We start from the raw sequence: 17,867 nt of genomic DNA on the forward strand, positions 1-17,867 counted from the left end.
CGATTCATCTTCATCGCATTGCTCGAACCGGGCGCAGCGCGCCTTTGAAGCACGTCCCCTCGCGGGCGCGCAAACAACACTGGAAACACTGGAGATTCAGACACATGGCAAAGATCGGTTTCATCGGGCTCGGCATCATGGGCGCGCATATGGCGCGCAACCTTCTCAAGGGCGGTCACACGCTGTTCGTGAACGGCGCGTATCCGGTACCGGAAGACCTGGGCAAGAGCACGAACGTGGTGGCCGATTCCACCGCCGTCGCGCAAGCCGCCGACATCGTCATCATCATGGTGCCCGACACGCCTGACGTGGCCAACGTGCTGTTCGCCGACGACGGCGTCGCCGCCGGTCTGACAGCGGGCAAGCTCGTGATCGACATGAGCTCGATCTCGCCGCTCGACACGCAGGCGTTCGCGAAGAAGATCAATGCGCTCGGCGTCGACTATCTGGATGCGCCGGTGTCCGGCGGCGAGGTCGGCGCACGCGAGGCCACGCTCACGATCATGGTTGGCGGCCCTGAAAAAGCGTTCGCGCAGGCCAAGCCGCTGTTTGAACTGATGGGCAAGAACATCTCGCTGATCGGCGATAACGGCGCGGGTCAAACGTGCAAGGTCGCGAACCAGATCATCGTCGCGTTGAACATCGAGGCCGTGGCCGAAGCGCTGCTGTTTGCGTCGCGCTCGGGCGCCGACCCGGAACGTGTACGCAAGGCATTGATGGGCGGCTTCGCTTCGTCGCGCATTCTCGAAGTACATGGCGAGCGGATGACGAAGCGCACGTTCAATCCGGGCTTCAGGATTGAACTGCATCAAAAGGATCTGAACCTCGCACTCGACGGCGCACGCAAGCTCGGCATCGCGCTGCCGCATACCGCAAGCGCGCAGCAACTGTTCAGCGTGTGCGCGGCGAACGGCGGCAAGGCGTGGGATCACTCGGCGATGGTTCGCGCGCTCGAGATCATGGCCAACTACGAAGTCGCGCAGGCGCCGGATAGCGAGGCGAAAGCGGCCTGATGTCGCAAGGTTGCTTCGCGGCTTGCGGAGCAGCGTAGTAACACCGATTGCCGCCGACGCCGCTTCCTTCGGCACGTCACGGCAATCCAATGTGGGGCGCCTGTTCCGTCGCGCGGCATCGCGGCGGAGCGGGCAAATCGAGCCGCTCTGGGCTGAGAGCGGCAAAGTGGGGTCCGCAGCGGCACCCGGCGGCGCCGGGGAAGCCTTGGTCGGTCAGACGTCGTCGTCGGGTGTCCGGCTGTCGGATTCATCGTTATGCGCTTTCCGCCAATCTCTCGCAGCAGGTGCGCCATGCGCGCCGCCTGCCAGCGCCTGTCTTTGCAGATTCCCTCGCACGTTGGCTCGCAAGTCCGCTTGCATTTGCTTGCAACTCCGCGTCCGCGGCACGACCTTTTTTGACACTTCGGTCCGCGCTTTTCTCCTACACTCCCTGAGTCTGGTTGCAGCGTATCGGCGATCACGTACGGCTTGCCGATCATTGCAGCGCATGTGCCCTGCTTCGTTCGCCCGAGTCGAAACGACTTGCAACGACTCGCAACCAGTGTTCAACCCGTGAGCGGTATGTGCTTGCGCCGGTAACCCATCTGCAAAGGATTCAGAATGAGCATCTTTGGTGACATCGTGAACAAGCTCTTCGGCAAAGCGAAGCCCGACCAGCCCGCACCGGCAGTCGAGCCGACACCGGACCCGGCAACGGCGCAAGCTGCCGCACCGCAGGCTGCACCGGCGCCCGCGCCGCTGGCCGATGTGGACGTCGCTGCCGTGATGGACCAGTTCGTCAGCGAGAGCGGCCAAACGTTGAACTGGCGCACGTCGATCGTCGACACGCTGAAGGCGCTCGGCGTGGACAGCAGCCTCGAGCATCGCAAGGAACTCGCACGCGAACTGAAGTACAGCGGCGACACGAACGATTCGGCGAGCATGAATGTCTGGCTGCACAAGCAGGTAATGCAAGCGCTGGCGGCGAACGGCGGCAAGTTGCCCGCGGATCTGGCGGACTGACGTCCATCGCGACAAACGTCAAGCTCAAACGATAACGCGGCGCCAGGTCGATGACCTGAGCGCCGCGTTGTCATTTGACGTTCATCTGCGGGACACGTTTCCGACTTTGAATCGGGCCGCTCGCGCGAGATCGATCAGTACGTATCGAACGCCTTTTGCAGTGCAACCGGCCCCGCGCCGCCCGCGGCCAACGCGAGCATCAACAGCACGCGCGCCTTGTACGGATTGAGCGAGCCGGCGCTGACGAAACCGAGTGCATCGTCGGCGGCTGCGCCGTTGCGCATCACATGCCCCGAACCCACGCGCGACGAACGCACGACGGCGACGCCCTGCGACGCTGCATCGGCGAGTGCCTGCGCAAGCGACGCGTGAATCGAACCGTTGCCCGTGCCCGCCACCACGATGCCGCGCACGCCGGCTGTCACGAATGCATCGACGGCGATACGCGATACGCCCGCATAGCTCGCGACGATCTCCACATGCGGCCAGTTCGCGCCGATCACGAACTCGGTCGCGCGCGTATGCGGACGCACTACGCTGCGCTGAAACTCGACGCGCCCGTCCTGCACCCAGCCCAGCGCGCCTATTTCCGGCGACTGGAACGCATCGACGGCATAGGTGCTCGTCTTGACCACGTCGCGCGCGCTGTGAATCCTGTTGTTGAACGCAACCAGCACGCCCTGCCCGCGCGCCGCGGCATTCGCTGCAACGGTGACCGCATTCAGCAGATTCAACGGACCATCCGCCGACAACGCGGACGCCGGACGCATCGCGGCGGTCAGCACGACCGGCTTATCTGACTTGACGGTCAGATGCAGCAGATAGGCCGTTTCCTCGAGCGTGTCCGTGCCGTGCGTGATGACGACGCCGTCGATGTCGTCGGCGGCAAGCAGCGTGTTGATGCGTTGCGCGAGCGTGGTCCATAGCGGCATCGCCATGTCCTTGCTGTCGATGCTCGCAATCTGCTCGGGCGCGATGCGCGCCACCGTCGACAACGCCGGCACCACGGAGAGCAATTGTTCGACGCCGACCACGCCGGCCTGATAGCCGGAAGTGTTGGTGGCGTCCGCGGCGGCGCCTGCAATCGTGCCGCCGGTCGCCAGCACGGCGATGCGCGGCAGCGGCGCCGCAGCGCTTGATGAAGAGGAGGAAGTCAGTGTGTTCATGGCGGCGATTGTAAGCGATGATGCGCCGTCCTCTCGCGCCGTTGAAGTCCTCACAAACCCTTTGATCGCTTAAGCGGATCGTTTAAGCAGATCGCTTAAACAATCGCGCGCTCACACCGCCTCGCGCAATTGCACGGCGATTTCCGCCTCCGTCAATTGCGGCGCGAACATCTCGATCAGCCGATACGCGTACGCGCGCAGGAACGCGCCCTTGCGCAAGCCGACGCGCGTCGTGCTCGCTTCGAACAGATGCTGCGTGTCGAGCGCGACCAGTTCCGTGTCGCGCTTCGGGTCATAGGCCATTGCGGCCACCACGCCGATGCCCATGCCGAGTTCGACGTAGGTCTTGATCACGTCGGCGTCGATCGCGGTCAGCACCACGTCGGGCAGCGCGCCCGCTTTCGCGAACGCCTGGTCGATATGCGAGCGGCCCGTGAAGTCCTGGTCATACGTGACGATCGGGAATTCGGCGATTTCGTCGAGCGTCAGATTCGGGCGGCCGACGAGCGGATGATCCTTCGGCACGACCACGACGTGATGCCACGAATAGCACGGGAACGTGACGATGTCCGGGAAACGGTCGAGCGCCTCGGTCGAGATGCCGATGTCCGCCTCGCCGTTGATGATCATCTGCGCGATCTGCTGCGGGCTGCCCTGACGCAGCGCGAGATGCACCTTCGGAAAGACCTCGGTGAACTGGCGAATCACTTTCGGCAACGCGTAGCGCGCCTGCGTGTGGGTGGTCGCGACCACGAGGTGGCCGCTGTCCTGATCCGCGAACTGGCGCGCCACGCGGCGCAGATTTTCCGCGTCGAGCAGCATCCGCTCGATCAGTTGATGCACCGCCTTGCCAGGTTCCGTCAGGCCGGTAAGCCGCTTGCCGCGTCGAATGAAAATGTCGACGCCGAGTTCGTCTTCCAGATCCTTGATCTGTTTCGATACGCCCGACTGCGACGTGTACAGCACGTTCGCCACTTCGGTCAGGTTCATGTTCTGACGCACGGCCTCGCGCACGAAGCGCAGTTGCTGGAAGTTCATGTTGAAGTGTCCGGTTCAGCGAAAGTTGAATTATTGGAGTGGGTCGCGTTGGATCGAATCGGGTTGCGCATGCGTGCTGAGCCGCTCATTGCGCCGGAAACACGCGCAGCGCGCGCGGCACGGCCGTCACGCCGTCGCCGACCGCGAGTTGCAGCTCGCGCCATGATTCGCGATCGAGTTCGGCTTCGAGCAGATTGCCTTCGCGGCCCGCGAGTTCCACTCGCACCGAGCCGCCCAGCGTCACGACACGCCGCACATCGACGACGATACCTTCGCGGTGCCCCGCCGACTGCGGATACAACTGCAGATCGTGCGGACGCACATAGGCGAAAGCCGGGCCGCTGAAGTCGGTGCTGATCGCAACCGGCAACGCCGCGCCGTCCACCACGAAACCCCTTGCGTCGACCTTGCCGTGCAGCCGGTTGGCCGCGCCGAGAAACTCATAGACGAACGACGTTTGCGGATGGTCGTACACGTCTTGCGGACTGCCGACCTGCTCCACGTGTCCATGATTCAGCACGACGATGCGGTCCGCCACTTCGAGCGCCTCTTCCTGATCGTGCGTGACGAAGATCGTGGAGATATGCAGGTCGTCGTGCAAACGCCGCAGCCAGCTACGCAGTTCCTTGCGCACTTTTGCATCGAGCGCGCCGAACGGTTCGTCGAGCAGCAGCACTTTCGGTTCGACGGCAAGTGCGCGAGCAAGCGCGATGCGCTGCCGCTGCCCGCCCGACAGCTCCGACGGATAGCGTTGCGCGAGCCAGTCCAGTTGCACGAGCTTCAGCAGCTCATGCACCTTTTCGCGGATCACCGCTTCCGACGGCCGCTCTTTCCTCGGCTTCACGCGCAGCCCGAACGCCACGTTCTCGAACACCGTCATATGACGGAACAGCGCGTAATGCTGGAACACGAAGCCCACTTCGCGCTCGCGCGCGCCGACCCTGGCGACGTCCTGACCTTGCAGTTCGACCTGGCCGCCATCCGCGTATTCGAGGCCGGCGATCACCCGCAGCAAGGTGGTCTTGCCACAACCCGAGGGCCCGAGCAGCGCAACCAGTTCGCCCGGCGGAAAATCGAGCGACACGTTATCGAGCGCGACGAAATCGCCGAAGCGCTTTTGCAGGTTACGTACGGTGATACCCATTACAGCTCTCCTTGCTTGAGCGGGTGTTGCTGCGAGACTGATGTTTTGAGCGGCCTGGAGCCAGACGACGAGGCCGCCGACGCTGCGGACGACGACGCGGACACCGCCGACGGCAGCGTGACAGGACCAGCATGTGCGGGCACGTCGCGCACGTCCGACAATTCCGCCGACATATGACGCTCGGCCAGCAGCTTAAGCGCCAGCGTCACGAGCGCGAGCAACGCCAGCACCGACGCCACGGCAAACGCCGCCGAGAAGTTGTATTCGTTGTAGAGAATTTCGACGTGCAGCGGCATCGTGTCGGTCTGCCCGCGAATGTGGCCCGACACCACCGACACCGCGCCGAATTCGCCCATCGCCCGCGCGTTGCACAGAATCACGCCGTACAGCAGGCCCCATTTCACATTGGGCAGCGTAACGCGGCGGAAAATCTGCCAGCCGGATGCGCCGAGCACGTGCGCGGCTTCTTCCTCGTCGTTGCCTTGCGCCTGCATCAGCGGAATCAATTCGCGCGCGACGAACGGGAACGTGACGAAGATCGTCGCGAGCACGATGCCCGGCACCGCGAAAATAATCTGTATGTTGTGCGCCTGCAGCCACGGACCGAACCATCCCTGCGCGCCGAACATCAACACGTAGATGAGACCCGAGATCACCGGCGAAACGGAAAACGGCAAATCGATCAGCGTGGTCAGCAGCGCCTTGCCGCGAAACTCGAACTTCGCGATGCACCACGAGGCCGCGAGGCCGAACACGAGATTGAGCGGCACCGCGATCGCCGCGGTGATCGCCGTGAGCTTGATGGCGGCGAGCGCATCCGGGTCCGCGAGCGACTCCAGATAGAAGCCGAGCCCCTTGCTCAACGCCTGATAAAACACCGCGACGAGCGGCACGACGAGAAAGAGCGCGAGAAACAGTAGCGCGATGCCAATGAGAATCCAGCGCACCACGGGCGGCTCCGTCACGGGGTCGGGCCGGCGCGCGGCAGTCAGCGGCGCGCGTGCGGGCACGGCATGCGCGTCAATGCTGTTGGCGCCGTCGCCAGGCTTGAGGCTATCGACAGACTGGCGGCTCATTGCACACCTCCGCCGATCGCCGCGACGCTCGTCACGCTCGCTGCGGGCGCGGGACCGGAACCGCCGCGGCTCGTGCGCCGCTGCAAGTACCACTGCAACGTGTTGATGAAAAGCAGCATCAGGAATGAGACGACGAGCATCACCACGGCAAGCGCGGTCGCGCCTGCATAGTCGTACTGCTCGAGCTTCGTGATGATCAGAAGCGACGTGATCTCCGACTTCATCGGCACATTCCCGGCGATGAAGATGACCGAGCCGTATTCGCCGAGCGCCCGCGCGAACGCGAGCGCGAAGCCCGTCAGCAACGCCGGGAAAACCGCCGGGAGCACGACGCGGCGAAACGTCAGCCAGCGCGACGCGCCGAGGCAGGCGGCGGCCTCTTCCTGTTCGCGCTCGAACTCCTCGAGCACCGGCTGCACCGTGCGCACGACGAACGGCAAGCCGATGAACGTCAGCGCAACCAGCACGCCCACCGGCGTAAAGGCCACCTTCAGGCCGAGCGGCTCGAGAAACTGTCCGATCCAGCCGTTGCCCGCATAAACGGCCGCGAGCGAAATGCCGGCCACCGACGTCGGCAGCGCGAACGGCAGATCGACCACCGCGTCGACGATGCGCTTGAACGGAAACGTGTAGCGCACCAGCACCCACGCGACCAGAAAGCCGAACACCGCGTTGATCAGCGCGCCGCCGAGCGCGGAAAAAAACGTCAGCCGGTATGAAGCAAGCACGCGCGGCGAGCTGACCGCGCGCACGAACTGGCTCCAGTCGAGGGTCGCCGTTTTCAGAAATGTCGCCGCGAGCGGAATGAGCACCACGAGGCTCAGATAAGCCACCGTGATGCCGAGGGTCAGGCCAAAACCGGGCAACGCGCTCGGCTTTCGGAAGGTCAACGTCGTCATGCTCGTACTCTTTCAGTTGATGCTCGTGTTGCAGGCCTCGGCGTCCCGATCGGCCAAAAGCGCGCCCGCGGCGCGCTCCTTCACGACGCCTGACGGCGCGTCGCGTTTGCCCTGTCCGCGCCGGGTTGCGGCGCGGACCTGGACGATGCTACTTACTGCGGCTGATAGATCGAATCGAACACGCCGCCGTCGGCAAAGTGCGTCTTTTGCGCGTTGGTCCAGCCGCCGAACGAATCGTCGACCGTGTAGAGCTTCAGCTTCGGAAACTTCGCGGTCAACTCGGCCGGCACCTTGTTCGAACGCGGACGGTAGAAGTTCTTCGCGGCGATTTCCTGGCCTTCCTGGCTGTACAGGAAGTTTAGATACGCCTCGGCGAGCTTGCGCGTGCCGTGCTTGTCGACGACCTTGTCCACCACCGCGACCGGCGGCTCGGCCAGAATACTCACCGACGGCACGACGATTTCGAACTTGTCCGTGCCGAATTCCTTGATCGACAGGAACGCCTCGTTTTCCCACGCGATCAGCACGTCGCCGATCCCGCGTTGCACGAAGCTGGTGGTCGCGCCGCGCGCGCCCGAATCGAGCACGCCCGCGTTCTTGTAGAGCTTGCCGACGAATTCCTTGGCCTTCTGGTCGTTGCCACCCGGCTGATGCGCGGCATACGCCCACGCGGCCAGGTAGTTCCAGCGCGCGCCGCCCGAGGTCTTCGGATTCGGCGTCACGATCGACACGCCCGGCTTCGTCAGATCGTCCCAATCCTTAATGTGCTTGGGGTTGCCCTTGCGCACCAGGAACACGATCGTCGACGTATAAGGCGACGCGTTGTCGGGCAGGCGCTTCTGCCAGTTCTTGTCGATCAAGCCCTTGTTGGCGAGCGCGTCGATGTCGTAGGCGAGCGCAAGCGTCACGACGTCGGCCTGCAGGCCGTCGAGCACCGAGCGAGCCTGCGCGCCCGAGCCGCCATGCGACTGCTTGAACGTGATCGTTTCGCCGGTCTTCGCCTTCCACTCCTTGCCGAACGCCTGGTTCACGTCCTGATAGAGCTCGCGGGTCGGGTCGTAGGAAACGTTCAGCAGCGTGCTGTCGGCGGCTTGCGCCTGGCCGATTGTGCCAATTACGCCGAGCGCGGCCGCCGCGCCGAATGCGAGCGCGGCGATGAGCGTGCGCGCCTTATGGGTTGTCCGTGCCCGCCCCGTGTTGCGATGATTCATGTCCTGTTCTCCGCGTGTTGGTCCGCTAAAGCTGCGAGTGGTGTTGTTTTGCGTCGGGTCACGTGCACATGAGCGCGACTGGAGGCCAGTCTATCGAAGGGCTTTCATCATTAAAAATAATGTTTCCTCATTTTTTAATACGCAAAAGTGGTAATGACAGCCAGACAAGGCGTTGCGGCATGCAAACCGATGTTTGGACGTCGATTGACGACGTTGCAGCGCGGTGCTTGAGCGCGAACTTAAAGTAAAGCTTGAATTGCGCCGAATACTGTATAAAAATACAGTCACCTGTTCATACATACAGTGGCGCCATGACAAAACTCACCGCACGACAGCAGCAGGTTTTCGATCTGATCCGCCGGGCGATCGAACGCACCGGCTTTCCGCCCACCCGCGCGGAGATCGCCGCCGAGCTGGGCTTCAGCTCTGCCAATTCGGCCGAAGAGCATTTGCGGGCGCTTGCCCGCAAGGGCGTGATCGAACTCGCCGCCGGCGCGTCGCGCGGCATCCGTCTGCTGCCCAGCCAGGACTTTGGTCAGGACGGCACACAGCATCAGTTCACGCTGCCGCATCCGAGCATCATGCAACTGTCGCTGCCGCTCATCGGGCGGGTCGCGGCCGGTAGCCCGATCCTCGCGCAGGAACATATCGCGCAGCACTATGCGTGCGACCCGGCGCTGTTCTCAAGCAAGCCCGACTACCTGCTGAAGGTGCGCGGCCTGTCCATGCGCGACGCGGGCATCTTCGACGGCGACCTGCTCGCCGTGCAGAAAAGAAGCGAGGCGAAAGACGGCCAGATCATCATTGCCCGCCTCGGCGACGACGTCACGGTCAAGCGCCTGAAGCGCCGGCCCAACGGTATCGAGCTGATCGCCGAGAACCCTGATTACGAGAACATCTTTGTCGAGACAGGCAGTGCGGACTTCGCGCTGGAAGGCATTGCTGTCGGTCTGATTCGCCCCGGCGAGTTCTGATCGCGCCTGCCGGGTTGGTCGCCTGTCAGTACACCGTACACAGGCGGATCAACCCTCGCCTGCCACTCACTACCGCAGCACACACGTTGAATCGCCCGGAGAGCCTCATGGAACGCCTTGCCCGCCTGTTGCCGTTTCGCCAGTTCGGCCGTTTGCGCCATCTGCGCAAGCTGGTGCCCTGCTCACTGATTGAAGCATCCACGGCCGCCACTGCGTCGCTGTTCGACTCGCCGGTGAACGGCTCCGGTGCGCATGCCGCTTCGTCATCCTTACAGGCGTCTTTGTTGCCGTCGTCGTTGCCGGCGTTCGCGCGGGTGTCGCTGAATTCCGGGCTCAATACCGCGGAGCCGGCGCGCCGGGCGCCGGTGCGGGTTTATCACGGGCCGTCGCGGCTCATCATGGTCGGCACCATGGACGCGGTGTGCAGAATGATCGACCGTTGCATCGCCGACGAAACCAACGTCCAGGGCGCGGTGTTCGAGTCCTGATGTGCGGTAAGGTGTGCGGGCGCGTTGCGGGAAACGTCGTTCGTCGCATCGAACGGGAATCATGAGTGGGGATCGTTTCGGCGCAACGCCGGTCCACGTTCGATCACACCTGATGGAGAATCCCGGCCCATGGCAGCAGTATCAATACGCAAGAAGCGCGGTGCTCGTCCGCTTGTCGTCGCGCTGATCGTCATCGCGATAATCGCCGGCTTGGGCTTTGGCTATGCATCGCCGTATATCGCACTCAACAACCTCAAACGCGCCGCCGACGCGCGCGACGCGCAGACGGTGAATCAGTACGTCGATTTCCCGGCGTTGCGCGAAAGCCTCAAGCAGCAGGTGACGGGTTTGCTGACGCGGCGGCTCGACTCGCGCGGAAACGGCAACCCGTTGGCCGCGATCGGCGCGATGATCGGCGTCGCATTGATCGGCCCACTAGTCGATGCGTATGCGACGCCCGACGGCGTGGCCGCGTTGCTCAACGGCATGCCGCCGCGCGGCGTACCGGGCGAACGGCCGCCGGCGCCGCCGGCTGCGAGCAATCCGGCTGCGGCAAATGGACCTGCGCCGGGAGCGCCGGGCAGCGCTAATAGCGCGGATCAAAGCGGCGCGGATCAAAGAGCCGGCAGTGGCGCTAACTCCGGTGGAGAAGGGAACGCGGCGCATGGCGCCACGCCGCCGCAGCCGCAGCCGCCAGAAACCACGGCCGGCTATCGCGGCATCAACGAATTCGTCGTTACATACCAGCACGGCGCCGGCGACGCGCGTTACTCCGCGATCTTCCTGCGCGAAGGCCTGTTCACATGGAAGCTGGCCGCGGTCAATCTGAACGAGTGAGCGGGAGCGCGGCGCTTGGGCGTTGGAGTTCGCGAATTCGACAGCCGCACTCGCACCGCGAAGCTCGCAAGCGCGAGCCGTGTGCTCAGGCCGCCTCTTGCTGCTGCTCCTGCGCCGATGAACACGCCACCAGGATACTGCACGACACGCGGTCGAGCAGCGGCGTGTTGCCCGCGCCCATCCACCATCGGGACAAGCCGGTGCGGCAGCGGTGGCCGACCACTACGAGGTCGACATGCAGTTCATTGGCGAGATTGGCGATCTCGTCGATCGGATGGCCGAACGCAAAGTGCCCTTGAGCCCGCACGCCGCGCTCCGTCAGCCAGTCCACGCCTTCTTGCAGGATGTCCCGCGCGGTCTTTTCGAAGCTGCCGCACGCGATGTCGGTCAGCAGGCCCGCGCTTTGCGCGATGCTCGAGCGCATGTCCACGACCGAGAGCAGATGCGTTTCCGCTTTGAGGTCCAGCGCAAGATCGGCGCCGCAGCGCAGCGCTTTGCGGCCTTCACGCGAGCCGTCGTAGCACAGCAGGATTTTCTGGTAGCTCGCCATGGTATTTCCCCTTTCCGCAAAAGCGCGGTCTGAGTTAATCATGGTGCGCCGCAATTCAGCTTGCAAGGGATGGAAAACGCTAAGTGCAACTCGTGCGTGCCCCTGCCTTGTGCATACGAGCTTCGCGCCGTTGCGACAGCGTCGGCGGCGTTCATGCGGCGGTGCAAGAAGCGGCTCCGACCGCGCGCCGCAGCGGCCACCCGTTCGCAGCCGATGGCCTAGAATGAGCAGCCTTCCCGGCCATTCGCGCCTTTTCCGTGACGTCGATCTCATTCATGCCCGATACCGCCATCCAGTTCGACCAGGTTGAAAAAAGCTACGGCGAAAAGAAGGTTGTCGACGGACTGTCGTTTCACGTCGACACCGGCGAATGTTTTGGCCTGCTCGGACCAAATGGCGCGGGCAAGACGACCACGTTGCGCATGCTGCTCGGCATCGCCGCGCCGGACGCCGGTGCAATCCATCTGTGCGGCGAGCCGATTCCTGGCCGCGCGCGCGTAGCGCGGGCACGCGTCGGCGTCGTGCCGCAGTTCGATAACCTCGATCCGGACTTCACCGTCCGCGAGAACCTGCTGGTCTTCGGCCGCTACTTTGGCCTGAGCGGCGCGCAATGCCGCGCGATGGTGCCGTCGCTGCTCGAATTCGCGCGTCTGGAAAGCAAGGCCGACGCGCGCGTGAGCGAGCTGTCGGGCGGCATGAAGCGGCGCCTGACGCTCGCGCGGGCGCTCGTCAACGATCCCGACGTGCTGATCATGGACGAGCCGACCACCGGCCTCGACCCGCAGGCGCGGCATCTGATCTGGGAGCGGCTGCGCTCGCTGCTCGCGCGCGGCAAGACGATCCTGCTGACCACGCATTTCATGGAGGAAGCCGAGCGGTTATGCGACCGGCTGTGCGTGATCGAAGAAGGACGCAAGATCGCGGAAGGCGCGCCGAGGGCGCTGATCGAATCGGAAATCGGTTGCGACGTGATCGAGATTTTCGGCCCCGATCCGCTCGCGTTGCGCGACGAGCTCGCGCCGCTCGCGCAGCGCACGGAAATCAGCGGCGAGACGCTTTTCTGTTATGTGAACGACGCGGCGCCGGTGCACGCGCGGCTCAAGCAGCGCGCGGATCTGCGCTATCTGCATCGTCCGGCGAATCTGGAGGATGTGTTCCTGCGGCTCACGGGCCGCGAGATGCAGGACTGACTTTCGTCGATCCGACACGAGACACCGAAAGAGACACTAGAGAATCACGGCACCAAACCCCGCACGAGACACGCAATGGATGCACGCACCTACCGAAGCAACGAAGCGAAGCCGCCGAGCCAGGCGCTGCTCGCCGCACTGCCCGCCAACGCGGTCAACTGGATCGCCGTGTGGCGCCGCAACTACCTCGTGTGGAAAAAGCTCGCGCTCGCGTCGATGTTCGGCAATCTCGCCGATCCGATGATCTACCTGTTCGGCCTCGGCTTCGGTCTCGGATTGATGGTCGGCCGCGTGGACGGCGTGTCGTATATCGCGTTCCTCGCCGCGGGCACGGTCGCGTCGAGCGTGATGATGTCGGCGAGCTTCGAGTCGATGTACTCCGGCTTCTCGCGCATGCACGTGCAGCGCACGTGGGAAGCGATCATGCACACGCCGTTGACGCTCGGCGACATCGTGCTCGGCGAAGTGATCTGGGCGGCCAGCAAGTCGGTGCTATCGGGCGTGGCCATCATGCTCGTGGCGGGCGCGCTCGGCTACGCCAATTTTCCGTCGATGCTGCTGGCGCTGCCCGTCATCGTACTGACGGGACTGGCGTTCGCGAGTGTCGCGATGGTGGTGACCGCGCTCGCCCCGTCGTATGACTTCTTCATGTTTTATCAGACGCTGGTGTTGACGCCGATGCTGCTGCTTTCGGGCGTGTTCTTCCCGATCTCGCAGTTGCCCGCGGCGGCGCGCGGCGCGGCGCAAGTGCTGCCTTTGGCGCACGCCGTCGATCTGCTCCGCCCGGCGATGCTGGCGCGCCCGCTCGATAACGCGTTATCGCATGTCGTCGTGCTGACGGTTTATGCGGTAGGCGGCTTTATTGTGTCGGCGGTGCTGTTCCGGCGCAGGATGATGAAGTAGCGGACGGCTTCGCGCGCGTTCCTCCAAAGGAGCCGGCGCCCGCGAATGAACGTGCATGACGATGATCGCGATGCCGCGGACTCAGTCTTCGTCGTCGGTCCACGGAATGTCGACGTCCGAGATAAACGCGACCGTCGCGAACGGGCCGCCTTCGTGCCGGCCGATCTTGCCATCGGCACGCTGCCACTCCACGCGAAACACGGTGCCGGGGTCGTCGGCGATCAGGCGCACGGTGCGGATCTCGTCGGGATCGGCGTCTTCCACGGGACCGTCGAGCGAGATTTGCAGCTCTTGCGGCCACAGGCCGTCGGCGGGATCGTAAATCTTGTCGCCGTCCGGGATCAGCGTGAACGCTTCCACGCCGATGGTCGCCGACGCCTCGACGATCATCTTGGCCAGCGCGCGCAGCAACGCAGTCGCCCGCGCCGAATTCGCCTGACGGATTGCAAGATCCCCGCGCGTCAGCGCCTGCTCGAGTTTTGGGTTTGTTTTTTGTTGAGCCATTCGATGTCCTGGTCCTGGTGCTGTGTTTTGTGCAGCGCGGCGGAACAACCGCCGCGGCTGCCGATTCACGGGCCGAGTCGCATTATTCGCGCGCGCCGTTAACTTACGACGTGCCGGATAAGAAGGACAAGCCCGTACTGCTCACCACAGTTTAGGTCGTGATTTGCCGACAGGCAGGCACATTTGCCTTTCGTTGCATGTCCGTGCGAACTCAGGGCGCCGGGTTCGGCTGCAACTGATGCAACGCGTCGATTTCATCGAGCACGTCTTGCGAGAGCTTGACGTCGACGCTCGCAATGTTCTCCTTCAACTGATCGAGCGACGTCGCGCCGATCAGATTGCTCGTCACGAACGGCCGGCTGTTGACGAACGCGAGCGCGAACTGCGCGGGCGAGAGACCATGCCGCTTCGCCAGCTCGACGTAGCGCGTGGTGGCCTGAACCGCTTGCGGCTTGCTGTAGCGCTGGAAGCGCTCGAACAGCGAAATGCGCGCGCCTGCCGGACGCGCGCCGCCTTCATACTTGCCCGACAGCCAGCCGAACGCGAGCGGCGAATACGCGAGCAAGCCGATGTTGTCGCGATGCGCGTACTCGGAGAGCCCGACTTCGTAAGTGCGATTGAGCAGACTGTACGGATTCTGAATACTCACGATGCGCGGCAAGCCGAGCTTCTCCGACGCGCGCAGGAACTGCGCGACGCCCCACGGCGTTTCGTTGGAGACGCCGACATGGCGCACCTTGCCCGCCTTCACGAAATCGGCGAGCACGGAGAGCGTTTCCTCGATAGGCACCGTGTATTCGTCGTCGACCCACGGATAGGCCGGGCGGCCGAACGTCATCGTGTTGCGGTCGGGCCAATGCAACTGGTACAGATCGACGTAATCGGTTTGCAGGCGCTTAAGGCTGTCGTTGAGCGCCTCGGTGAGATTCTTGCGGTCGAACTGATTGGTTTCGCCGCGGATATGACGCGGATTGTGCGGCTGACGCGCGGGTCCGGCGATCTTGGTGCCCAGCACGATCTTCTCGCGTGCGCTGCGATGCTGCGCGAGCCAGGTGCCGATAAAGCGCTCGGTGGAGCCTTGCGTTTCCGCGCGCGGCGGCACCGGATACATCTCCGCCGTATCGATCAGGTTGACGCCGTGATCGAGCGCGTAGTCGATCTGCGCGTGCGCCTCCTGCTCGGTGTTCTGCTCGCCCCACGTCATCGTGCCGAGCCCGATCAGGCTGACCTGTACATCCGAATCGCCGAGTCTGCGGTATTCCATTGAACCTGTCCTATCGGTTGTATGAACATAAACCGCTGACGTTACCACGCCCGCGCGATGCCTGCAGCACAGCTAAAATGCCGTCGTCGCGGGCGGCTGAAGATGCGCCGCGCTCAACCTTCCTTGCGTCGATCGAATCACGATGAATCCCGAACACCTCGAGTTGCTGGTCACGCGCGTCATGCCCTACGGCAAGTACAAGGGCCGCCTGATCGCCGACCTGCCCGGCCATTACCTCAACTGGTTCGCGAGTCAGGGCTTTCCGCCCGGCGAGATCGGACGGCTGCTTGCATTGATGCATGAGATCGACCACAACGGTTTGTCGTCGCTGATCGAGCCTTTGCGCAAGCGCTAACGGCGCGGGCCGCGCTGTAACGCGAGGACACAAATACGGCTGAACTCCCGGGCGCGCGATCTTTCTGACTCTTTAGTGAGGACGTATGGGGACGGGAGACGATCGTGAGCAGACTCTTTGCATCGATGGCATGGCTGGCGATTGCAGCGGGCGTGAGCGGATGCGCGGTCGCGCCCGGCTATGACTACGGCTACGCGCAACCCTATTACCCGGACTATGGTTATGCGTACGGCGCGCCATACGCACCGTATGCGCCGGTGTATGGCACGGTCGGGATCTGGGGCGGCTGGGGTGGCTCCTGCTGCTACCACGGCGGCGGCGGGCACTGGCGAGGCGGTGATTGGCATGGCGGCCACGGCGGTGGCGGCTGGCATGGCGGCGGTTATGGTGGATCGCGCGGCGGCAGCTCGTGGAGTGGTGGCGGCGGGCATGGCGGGCGGAGTCATTGAGGCTCGCAGTTCATGCGACGATGGTTGCCGCGATCCGTGCGGTAGAACAAAAGCGGCGTTGTGGTTTCTCACGACGCCGCTTGCAAATGCCTACTGAAGCTTACCGCTGAAATTCTTCGGGTCGCTACGGGGCTCGCAAACGACCCGAACTCAATCGTAATTTCTGCAAGAAGCCGGACCGGGCGGCCGCGCCATGCCTGCGCTCGAGCCGCTGAAATCCTTACCAATTCATGTAGACTCGTCCGCACCGATCCTAAGAAAGATATGGGACATGGGCCTCTACAATATCGCGCCGTACTTTGTCGTCATGGCGGCGTTGTGCTGCCTGTTTGCGCTGCCCATATTCAGGTTTGTGGACACTGTCGGTGGAGACTCCGGGAGAGTCGTCACCATCGACGGCTTGCGCGGATTCCTGGCTCTGTCCGTCATGATCTACCACGGCCTGATCAGCTATAACTACCAGGCGAATGGCCAATGGATCGCGAGCGACTCCCTTTTCTACAGACCGCTCGGCGGCGTCGCGGTGATGCTCTTTTTCATGATCACAGCCTACCTGTTCTGGACGCGCCTATTGAAGCGTGACGGCCGACCGGACTGGAAAGGACTTTATATCGGTCGTCTTTTCAGGATCGGCCCGCTTTACGTCTTTTCCATTCTGGCAATGACTCTCATCGTATTCTGGCGAACCGGCTTTGAACTGCGAGAACCGTTGGATTCAATGGTCTCGAATCTGGGCCGGTGGTTCGCGCTCGGCCTGAACGACGATATGAAACCGATTAATGGATTCCCGTGGACTATATTCATCCTGATGGGAGTCACATGGAGTATCAAATATGAATGGTGGTTTTACTTCTCACTGATCATCACTGCAATATTTATTCAGCTGAGAATGCACCTGACTTTTGCGGTCGTCGGTCTGGCCGCGTCGTTCGCCCTGATTCTCACAACGCAGTCTGACCTGTGGTGCCTTCCTGCCGCTTTTTTTTGTGGCATCTTGACCGCATCACTGTTGCACGAGGGCATCAAGCCGCGGCTCAGCGCTAACTGGATGTCGATCATGGCGCTTACCGCATTAGCGATAATGTTCTCGTTCGCCAGGACACACGCGGGCGTGATCCAGATCGCCCTGATTGGGATTGCCTTTTACCTGATTTGCAGCGGCGCCGACCTGTTCGGCCTGCTTTTGCTGCGGCCCGCGCAGCGCATGGGGCACATCAGCTATGGAATCTACCTGTTGCAAGGCATCCCACTGACGCTTCTTTTCTGGCATGCGCCATTCAAAGCCTGGGCGCTTTTCTCGCCGACGCATTATTGGACAGCGCTACTGATCTGCGCTGCAGTTTTGTGTGTCGCTGCATCGATCACATTTGCGGCAATCGAACGGCCCTTTATCGAACTTGGAAAATCGCTAACTCGCATCGGCAAGCGCGATGCAGTCAAAATCGAGCCGACGCAATCGCCGCAAAGCGTCGGCTCGATGATGAACAAGAACCAGAAATACAAACGCTAGTTCTTTCTCCTTTCGGATAAATGCGGCCCGGTGTCTACTTGCCCGCGCATTAGCGCCGTCAGGCAGCGCAACGGCTGCTGGCGATGTGCGATGGCGGAAGGGATTGCCCGTTTGTGTTCGACCTCGGCTGTGGGTCTCAAAGCATGCGCGAAGCACCCTGTATGAAGAAGGCATCCGGTCCTCGCCATGCAACGACCCGGGCATCAAGTGTTGGCCGAATTGGTCGCGTAGTGACTACAGTCGGCGATGCATTAGGCGTGCGTCGGCTAATAAGTGTACTATCCCGGTCCGGGT

At 63.0% G+C, this 17,867-nt stretch carries 19 protein-coding genes; 10 read left to right on the forward strand and 9 right to left on the reverse strand.

Annotated elements, in window-relative coordinates; translation table 11 throughout:
* Nucleotides 1–104: 104 nt before the first annotated feature.
* Together P0D87_RS01415 and P0D87_RS01420 are read left to right on the forward strand one after the other, a co-directional pair.
* Nucleotides 105–1,013 carry a 2-hydroxy-3-oxopropionate reductase gene (locus tag P0D87_RS01415; protein ID WP_006048817.1) on the forward strand — a complete coding sequence of 303 codons (909 nt, stop codon included), beginning with the start codon at nucleotides 105–107 and terminating at the stop codon, nucleotides 1,011–1,013.
* Nucleotides 1,014–1,613: 600 nt separating this feature from the next.
* Nucleotides 1,614–2,015 (forward strand): DUF3597 domain-containing protein, encoded by a 402-nt coding sequence (locus tag P0D87_RS01420; protein ID WP_053858002.1) that lies wholly within the window; start codon nucleotides 1,614–1,616, stop codon nucleotides 2,013–2,015.
* Between the two features lie 134 nt (nucleotides 2,016–2,149).
* On the opposite strand, the gene P0D87_RS01425 is transcribed toward P0D87_RS01420, so the two are convergent.
* The 6 genes from P0D87_RS01425 to P0D87_RS01450 form a co-directional block, all read right to left on the reverse strand.
* Complete coding sequence (locus P0D87_RS01425) at nucleotides 2,150–3,181, reverse strand: asparaginase (protein WP_053858001.1); 1,032 nt, start codon at nucleotides 3,179–3,181, stop codon at nucleotides 2,150–2,152.
* Nucleotides 3,182–3,292: 111 nt separating this feature from the next.
* Nucleotides 3,293–4,219: a CysB family HTH-type transcriptional regulator gene (locus P0D87_RS01430; RefSeq protein ID WP_006048813.1), complete on the reverse strand. Its 927-nt coding sequence runs from the start codon at nucleotides 4,217–4,219 to the stop codon at nucleotides 3,293–3,295.
* 85 nt (nucleotides 4,220–4,304) lie between these two features.
* Nucleotides 4,305–5,363 carry a sulfate/molybdate ABC transporter ATP-binding protein gene (locus P0D87_RS01435; RefSeq protein ID WP_053858000.1) on the reverse strand — a complete coding sequence of 353 codons (1,059 nt, stop codon included), beginning with the start codon at nucleotides 5,361–5,363 and terminating at the stop codon, nucleotides 4,305–4,307.
* Nucleotides 5,363–6,439 (reverse strand): sulfate ABC transporter permease subunit CysW, encoded by a 1,077-nt coding sequence (gene cysW, locus P0D87_RS01440; RefSeq protein ID WP_053857999.1) that lies wholly within the window; start codon nucleotides 6,437–6,439, stop codon nucleotides 5,363–5,365. Before cysW ends, P0D87_RS01435 begins: the two co-directional genes overlap by 1 nt.
* Complete coding sequence (cysT, locus tag P0D87_RS01445) at nucleotides 6,436–7,338, reverse strand: sulfate ABC transporter permease subunit CysT (RefSeq protein ID WP_006048810.1); 903 nt, start codon at nucleotides 7,336–7,338, stop codon at nucleotides 6,436–6,438. The genes cysW and cysT overlap by 4 nt, the downstream gene beginning before the upstream one ends.
* 152 nt (nucleotides 7,339–7,490) lie before the next feature.
* Nucleotides 7,491–8,549 (reverse strand): sulfate ABC transporter substrate-binding protein, encoded by a 1,059-nt coding sequence (locus tag P0D87_RS01450; protein ID WP_053857998.1) that lies wholly within the window; start codon nucleotides 8,547–8,549, stop codon nucleotides 7,491–7,493.
* A 311-nt stretch (nucleotides 8,550–8,860) separates the two neighbouring features.
* On the opposite strand from P0D87_RS01450, the gene lexA reads away from it, so the two are divergent.
* The 3 genes from lexA (at nucleotide 8,861) to P0D87_RS01465 (ending at nucleotide 10,848) form a co-directional block, all read left to right on the forward strand.
* Nucleotides 8,861–9,523: a transcriptional repressor LexA gene (lexA, locus tag P0D87_RS01455; protein WP_006048808.1), complete on the forward strand. Its 663-nt coding sequence runs from the start codon at nucleotides 8,861–8,863 to the stop codon at nucleotides 9,521–9,523.
* Nucleotides 9,524–9,630: 107 nt separating this feature from the next.
* Nucleotides 9,631–10,011 carry a hypothetical protein gene (locus P0D87_RS01460; protein WP_006048807.1) on the forward strand — a complete coding sequence of 127 codons (381 nt, stop codon included), beginning with the start codon at nucleotides 9,631–9,633 and terminating at the stop codon, nucleotides 10,009–10,011.
* Nucleotides 10,012–10,140: 129 nt separating this feature from the next.
* Nucleotides 10,141–10,848: a DUF2939 domain-containing protein gene (locus P0D87_RS01465; RefSeq protein WP_171799831.1), complete on the forward strand. Its 708-nt coding sequence runs from the start codon at nucleotides 10,141–10,143 to the stop codon at nucleotides 10,846–10,848.
* Between the two features lie 85 nt (nucleotides 10,849–10,933).
* Here P0D87_RS01465 and P0D87_RS01470 read toward each other — a convergent pair whose 3' ends face one another.
* The gene (locus P0D87_RS01470) at nucleotides 10,934–11,398 is read right to left on the reverse strand and encodes a universal stress protein (protein ID WP_053857996.1); all 465 of its coding nucleotides are present in this window, start codon (nucleotides 11,396–11,398) and stop codon (nucleotides 10,934–10,936) included.
* A gap of 275 nt (nucleotides 11,399–11,673) precedes the next feature.
* On the opposite strand from P0D87_RS01470, the gene nodI reads away from it, so the two are divergent.
* Together nodI and P0D87_RS01480 are read left to right on the forward strand one after the other, a co-directional pair.
* Complete coding sequence (gene nodI / locus P0D87_RS01475; protein ID WP_006048804.1) at nucleotides 11,674–12,588, forward strand: nodulation factor ABC transporter ATP-binding protein NodI; 915 nt, start codon at nucleotides 11,674–11,676, stop codon at nucleotides 12,586–12,588.
* Nucleotides 12,589–12,663: 75 nt separating this feature from the next.
* On the forward strand, nucleotides 12,664–13,491 hold the full coding sequence (locus P0D87_RS01480) for an ABC transporter permease (RefSeq protein WP_053857995.1): 828 nt from the start codon (nucleotides 12,664–12,666) through the stop codon (nucleotides 13,489–13,491).
* 81 nt (nucleotides 13,492–13,572) lie between these two features.
* On the opposite strand, the gene P0D87_RS01485 is transcribed toward P0D87_RS01480, so the two are convergent.
* Both P0D87_RS01485 and P0D87_RS01490 read right to left on the reverse strand, forming a co-directional pair.
* Nucleotides 13,573–13,995, reverse strand: coding sequence for a hypothetical protein (locus P0D87_RS01485; protein ID WP_006048802.1), 423 nt, complete (start codon nucleotides 13,993–13,995; stop codon nucleotides 13,573–13,575).
* Nucleotides 13,996–14,206: 211 nt separating this feature from the next.
* Nucleotides 14,207–15,259 (reverse strand): NADP(H)-dependent aldo-keto reductase, encoded by a 1,053-nt coding sequence (locus P0D87_RS01490; protein WP_053857994.1) that lies wholly within the window; start codon nucleotides 15,257–15,259, stop codon nucleotides 14,207–14,209.
* A gap of 142 nt (nucleotides 15,260–15,401) precedes the next feature.
* Here P0D87_RS01490 and P0D87_RS01495 point away from each other — a divergent pair, with 142 nt between their 5' ends.
* The 3 genes from P0D87_RS01495 (at nucleotide 15,402) to P0D87_RS01505 (ending at nucleotide 17,573) form a co-directional block, all read left to right on the forward strand.
* The gene (locus tag P0D87_RS01495) at nucleotides 15,402–15,614 is read left to right on the forward strand and encodes a DUF3820 family protein (RefSeq protein ID WP_006048800.1); all 213 of its coding nucleotides are present in this window, start codon (nucleotides 15,402–15,404) and stop codon (nucleotides 15,612–15,614) included.
* Between the two features lie 104 nt (nucleotides 15,615–15,718).
* Nucleotides 15,719–16,063, forward strand: a complete 345-nt coding sequence (locus P0D87_RS01500; protein WP_029971355.1) for a hypothetical protein — start codon at nucleotides 15,719–15,721, stop codon at nucleotides 16,061–16,063.
* Between the two features lie 271 nt (nucleotides 16,064–16,334).
* Nucleotides 16,335–17,573: an acyltransferase family protein gene (locus P0D87_RS01505; protein WP_035570657.1), complete on the forward strand. Its 1,239-nt coding sequence runs from the start codon at nucleotides 16,335–16,337 to the stop codon at nucleotides 17,571–17,573.
* The last annotated feature ends 294 nt before the right edge of the window (nucleotides 17,574–17,867 follow it).

This window comes from Paraburkholderia sp. RL17-368-BIF-A (assembly GCF_046054045.1).
In the GTDB taxonomy this organism is placed as follows: Bacteria; Pseudomonadota; Gammaproteobacteria; order Burkholderiales; family Burkholderiaceae; genus Paraburkholderia; species Paraburkholderia graminis.

Bases quoted from the DNA above. Each gene is read 5' to 3' on its own strand.
- P0D87_RS01420 (WP_053858002.1), top strand. From the start codon at position 1,614: ATGAGCATCTTTGGTGACATCGTGAACAAGCTCTTCGGCAAAGCGAAG.
- P0D87_RS01415 (WP_006048817.1), top strand. From the start codon at position 105: ATGGCAAAGATCGGTTTCATCGGGCTCGGCATCATGGGCGCGCATATG.
- P0D87_RS01485 (WP_006048802.1), bottom strand. From the start codon at position 13,995: ATGGCTCAACAAAAAACAAACCCAAAACTCGAGCAGGCGCTGACGCGC.
- cysW (WP_053857999.1), bottom strand. From the start codon at position 6,439: ATGAGCCGCCAGTCTGTCGATAGCCTCAAGCCTGGCGACGGCGCCAAC.
- lexA (WP_006048808.1), top strand. From the start codon at position 8,861: ATGACAAAACTCACCGCACGACAGCAGCAGGTTTTCGATCTGATCCGC.
- P0D87_RS01430 (WP_006048813.1), bottom strand. From the start codon at position 4,219: ATGAACTTCCAGCAACTGCGCTTCGTGCGCGAGGCCGTGCGTCAGAAC.
- P0D87_RS01460 (WP_006048807.1), top strand. From the start codon at position 9,631: ATGGAACGCCTTGCCCGCCTGTTGCCGTTTCGCCAGTTCGGCCGTTTG.
- P0D87_RS01495 (WP_006048800.1), top strand. From the start codon at position 15,402: ATGAATCCCGAACACCTCGAGTTGCTGGTCACGCGCGTCATGCCCTAC.
- P0D87_RS01470 (WP_053857996.1), bottom strand. From the start codon at position 11,398: ATGGCGAGCTACCAGAAAATCCTGCTGTGCTACGACGGCTCGCGTGAA.
- cysT (WP_006048810.1), bottom strand. From the start codon at position 7,338: ATGACGACGTTGACCTTCCGAAAGCCGAGCGCGTTGCCCGGTTTTGGC.
- P0D87_RS01505 (WP_035570657.1), top strand. From the start codon at position 16,335: ATGGGCCTCTACAATATCGCGCCGTACTTTGTCGTCATGGCGGCGTTG.
- P0D87_RS01490 (WP_053857994.1), bottom strand. From the start codon at position 15,259: ATGGAATACCGCAGACTCGGCGATTCGGATGTACAGGTCAGCCTGATC.
- nodI (WP_006048804.1), top strand. From the start codon at position 11,674: ATGCCCGATACCGCCATCCAGTTCGACCAGGTTGAAAAAAGCTACGGC.
- P0D87_RS01480 (WP_053857995.1), top strand. From the start codon at position 12,664: ATGGATGCACGCACCTACCGAAGCAACGAAGCGAAGCCGCCGAGCCAG.
- P0D87_RS01425 (WP_053858001.1), bottom strand. From the start codon at position 3,181: ATGAACACACTGACTTCCTCCTCTTCATCAAGCGCTGCGGCGCCGCTG.
- P0D87_RS01465 (WP_171799831.1), top strand. From the start codon at position 10,141: ATGGCAGCAGTATCAATACGCAAGAAGCGCGGTGCTCGTCCGCTTGTC.
- P0D87_RS01450 (WP_053857998.1), bottom strand. From the start codon at position 8,549: ATGAATCATCGCAACACGGGGCGGGCACGGACAACCCATAAGGCGCGC.
- P0D87_RS01435 (WP_053858000.1), bottom strand. From the start codon at position 5,363: ATGGGTATCACCGTACGTAACCTGCAAAAGCGCTTCGGCGATTTCGTC.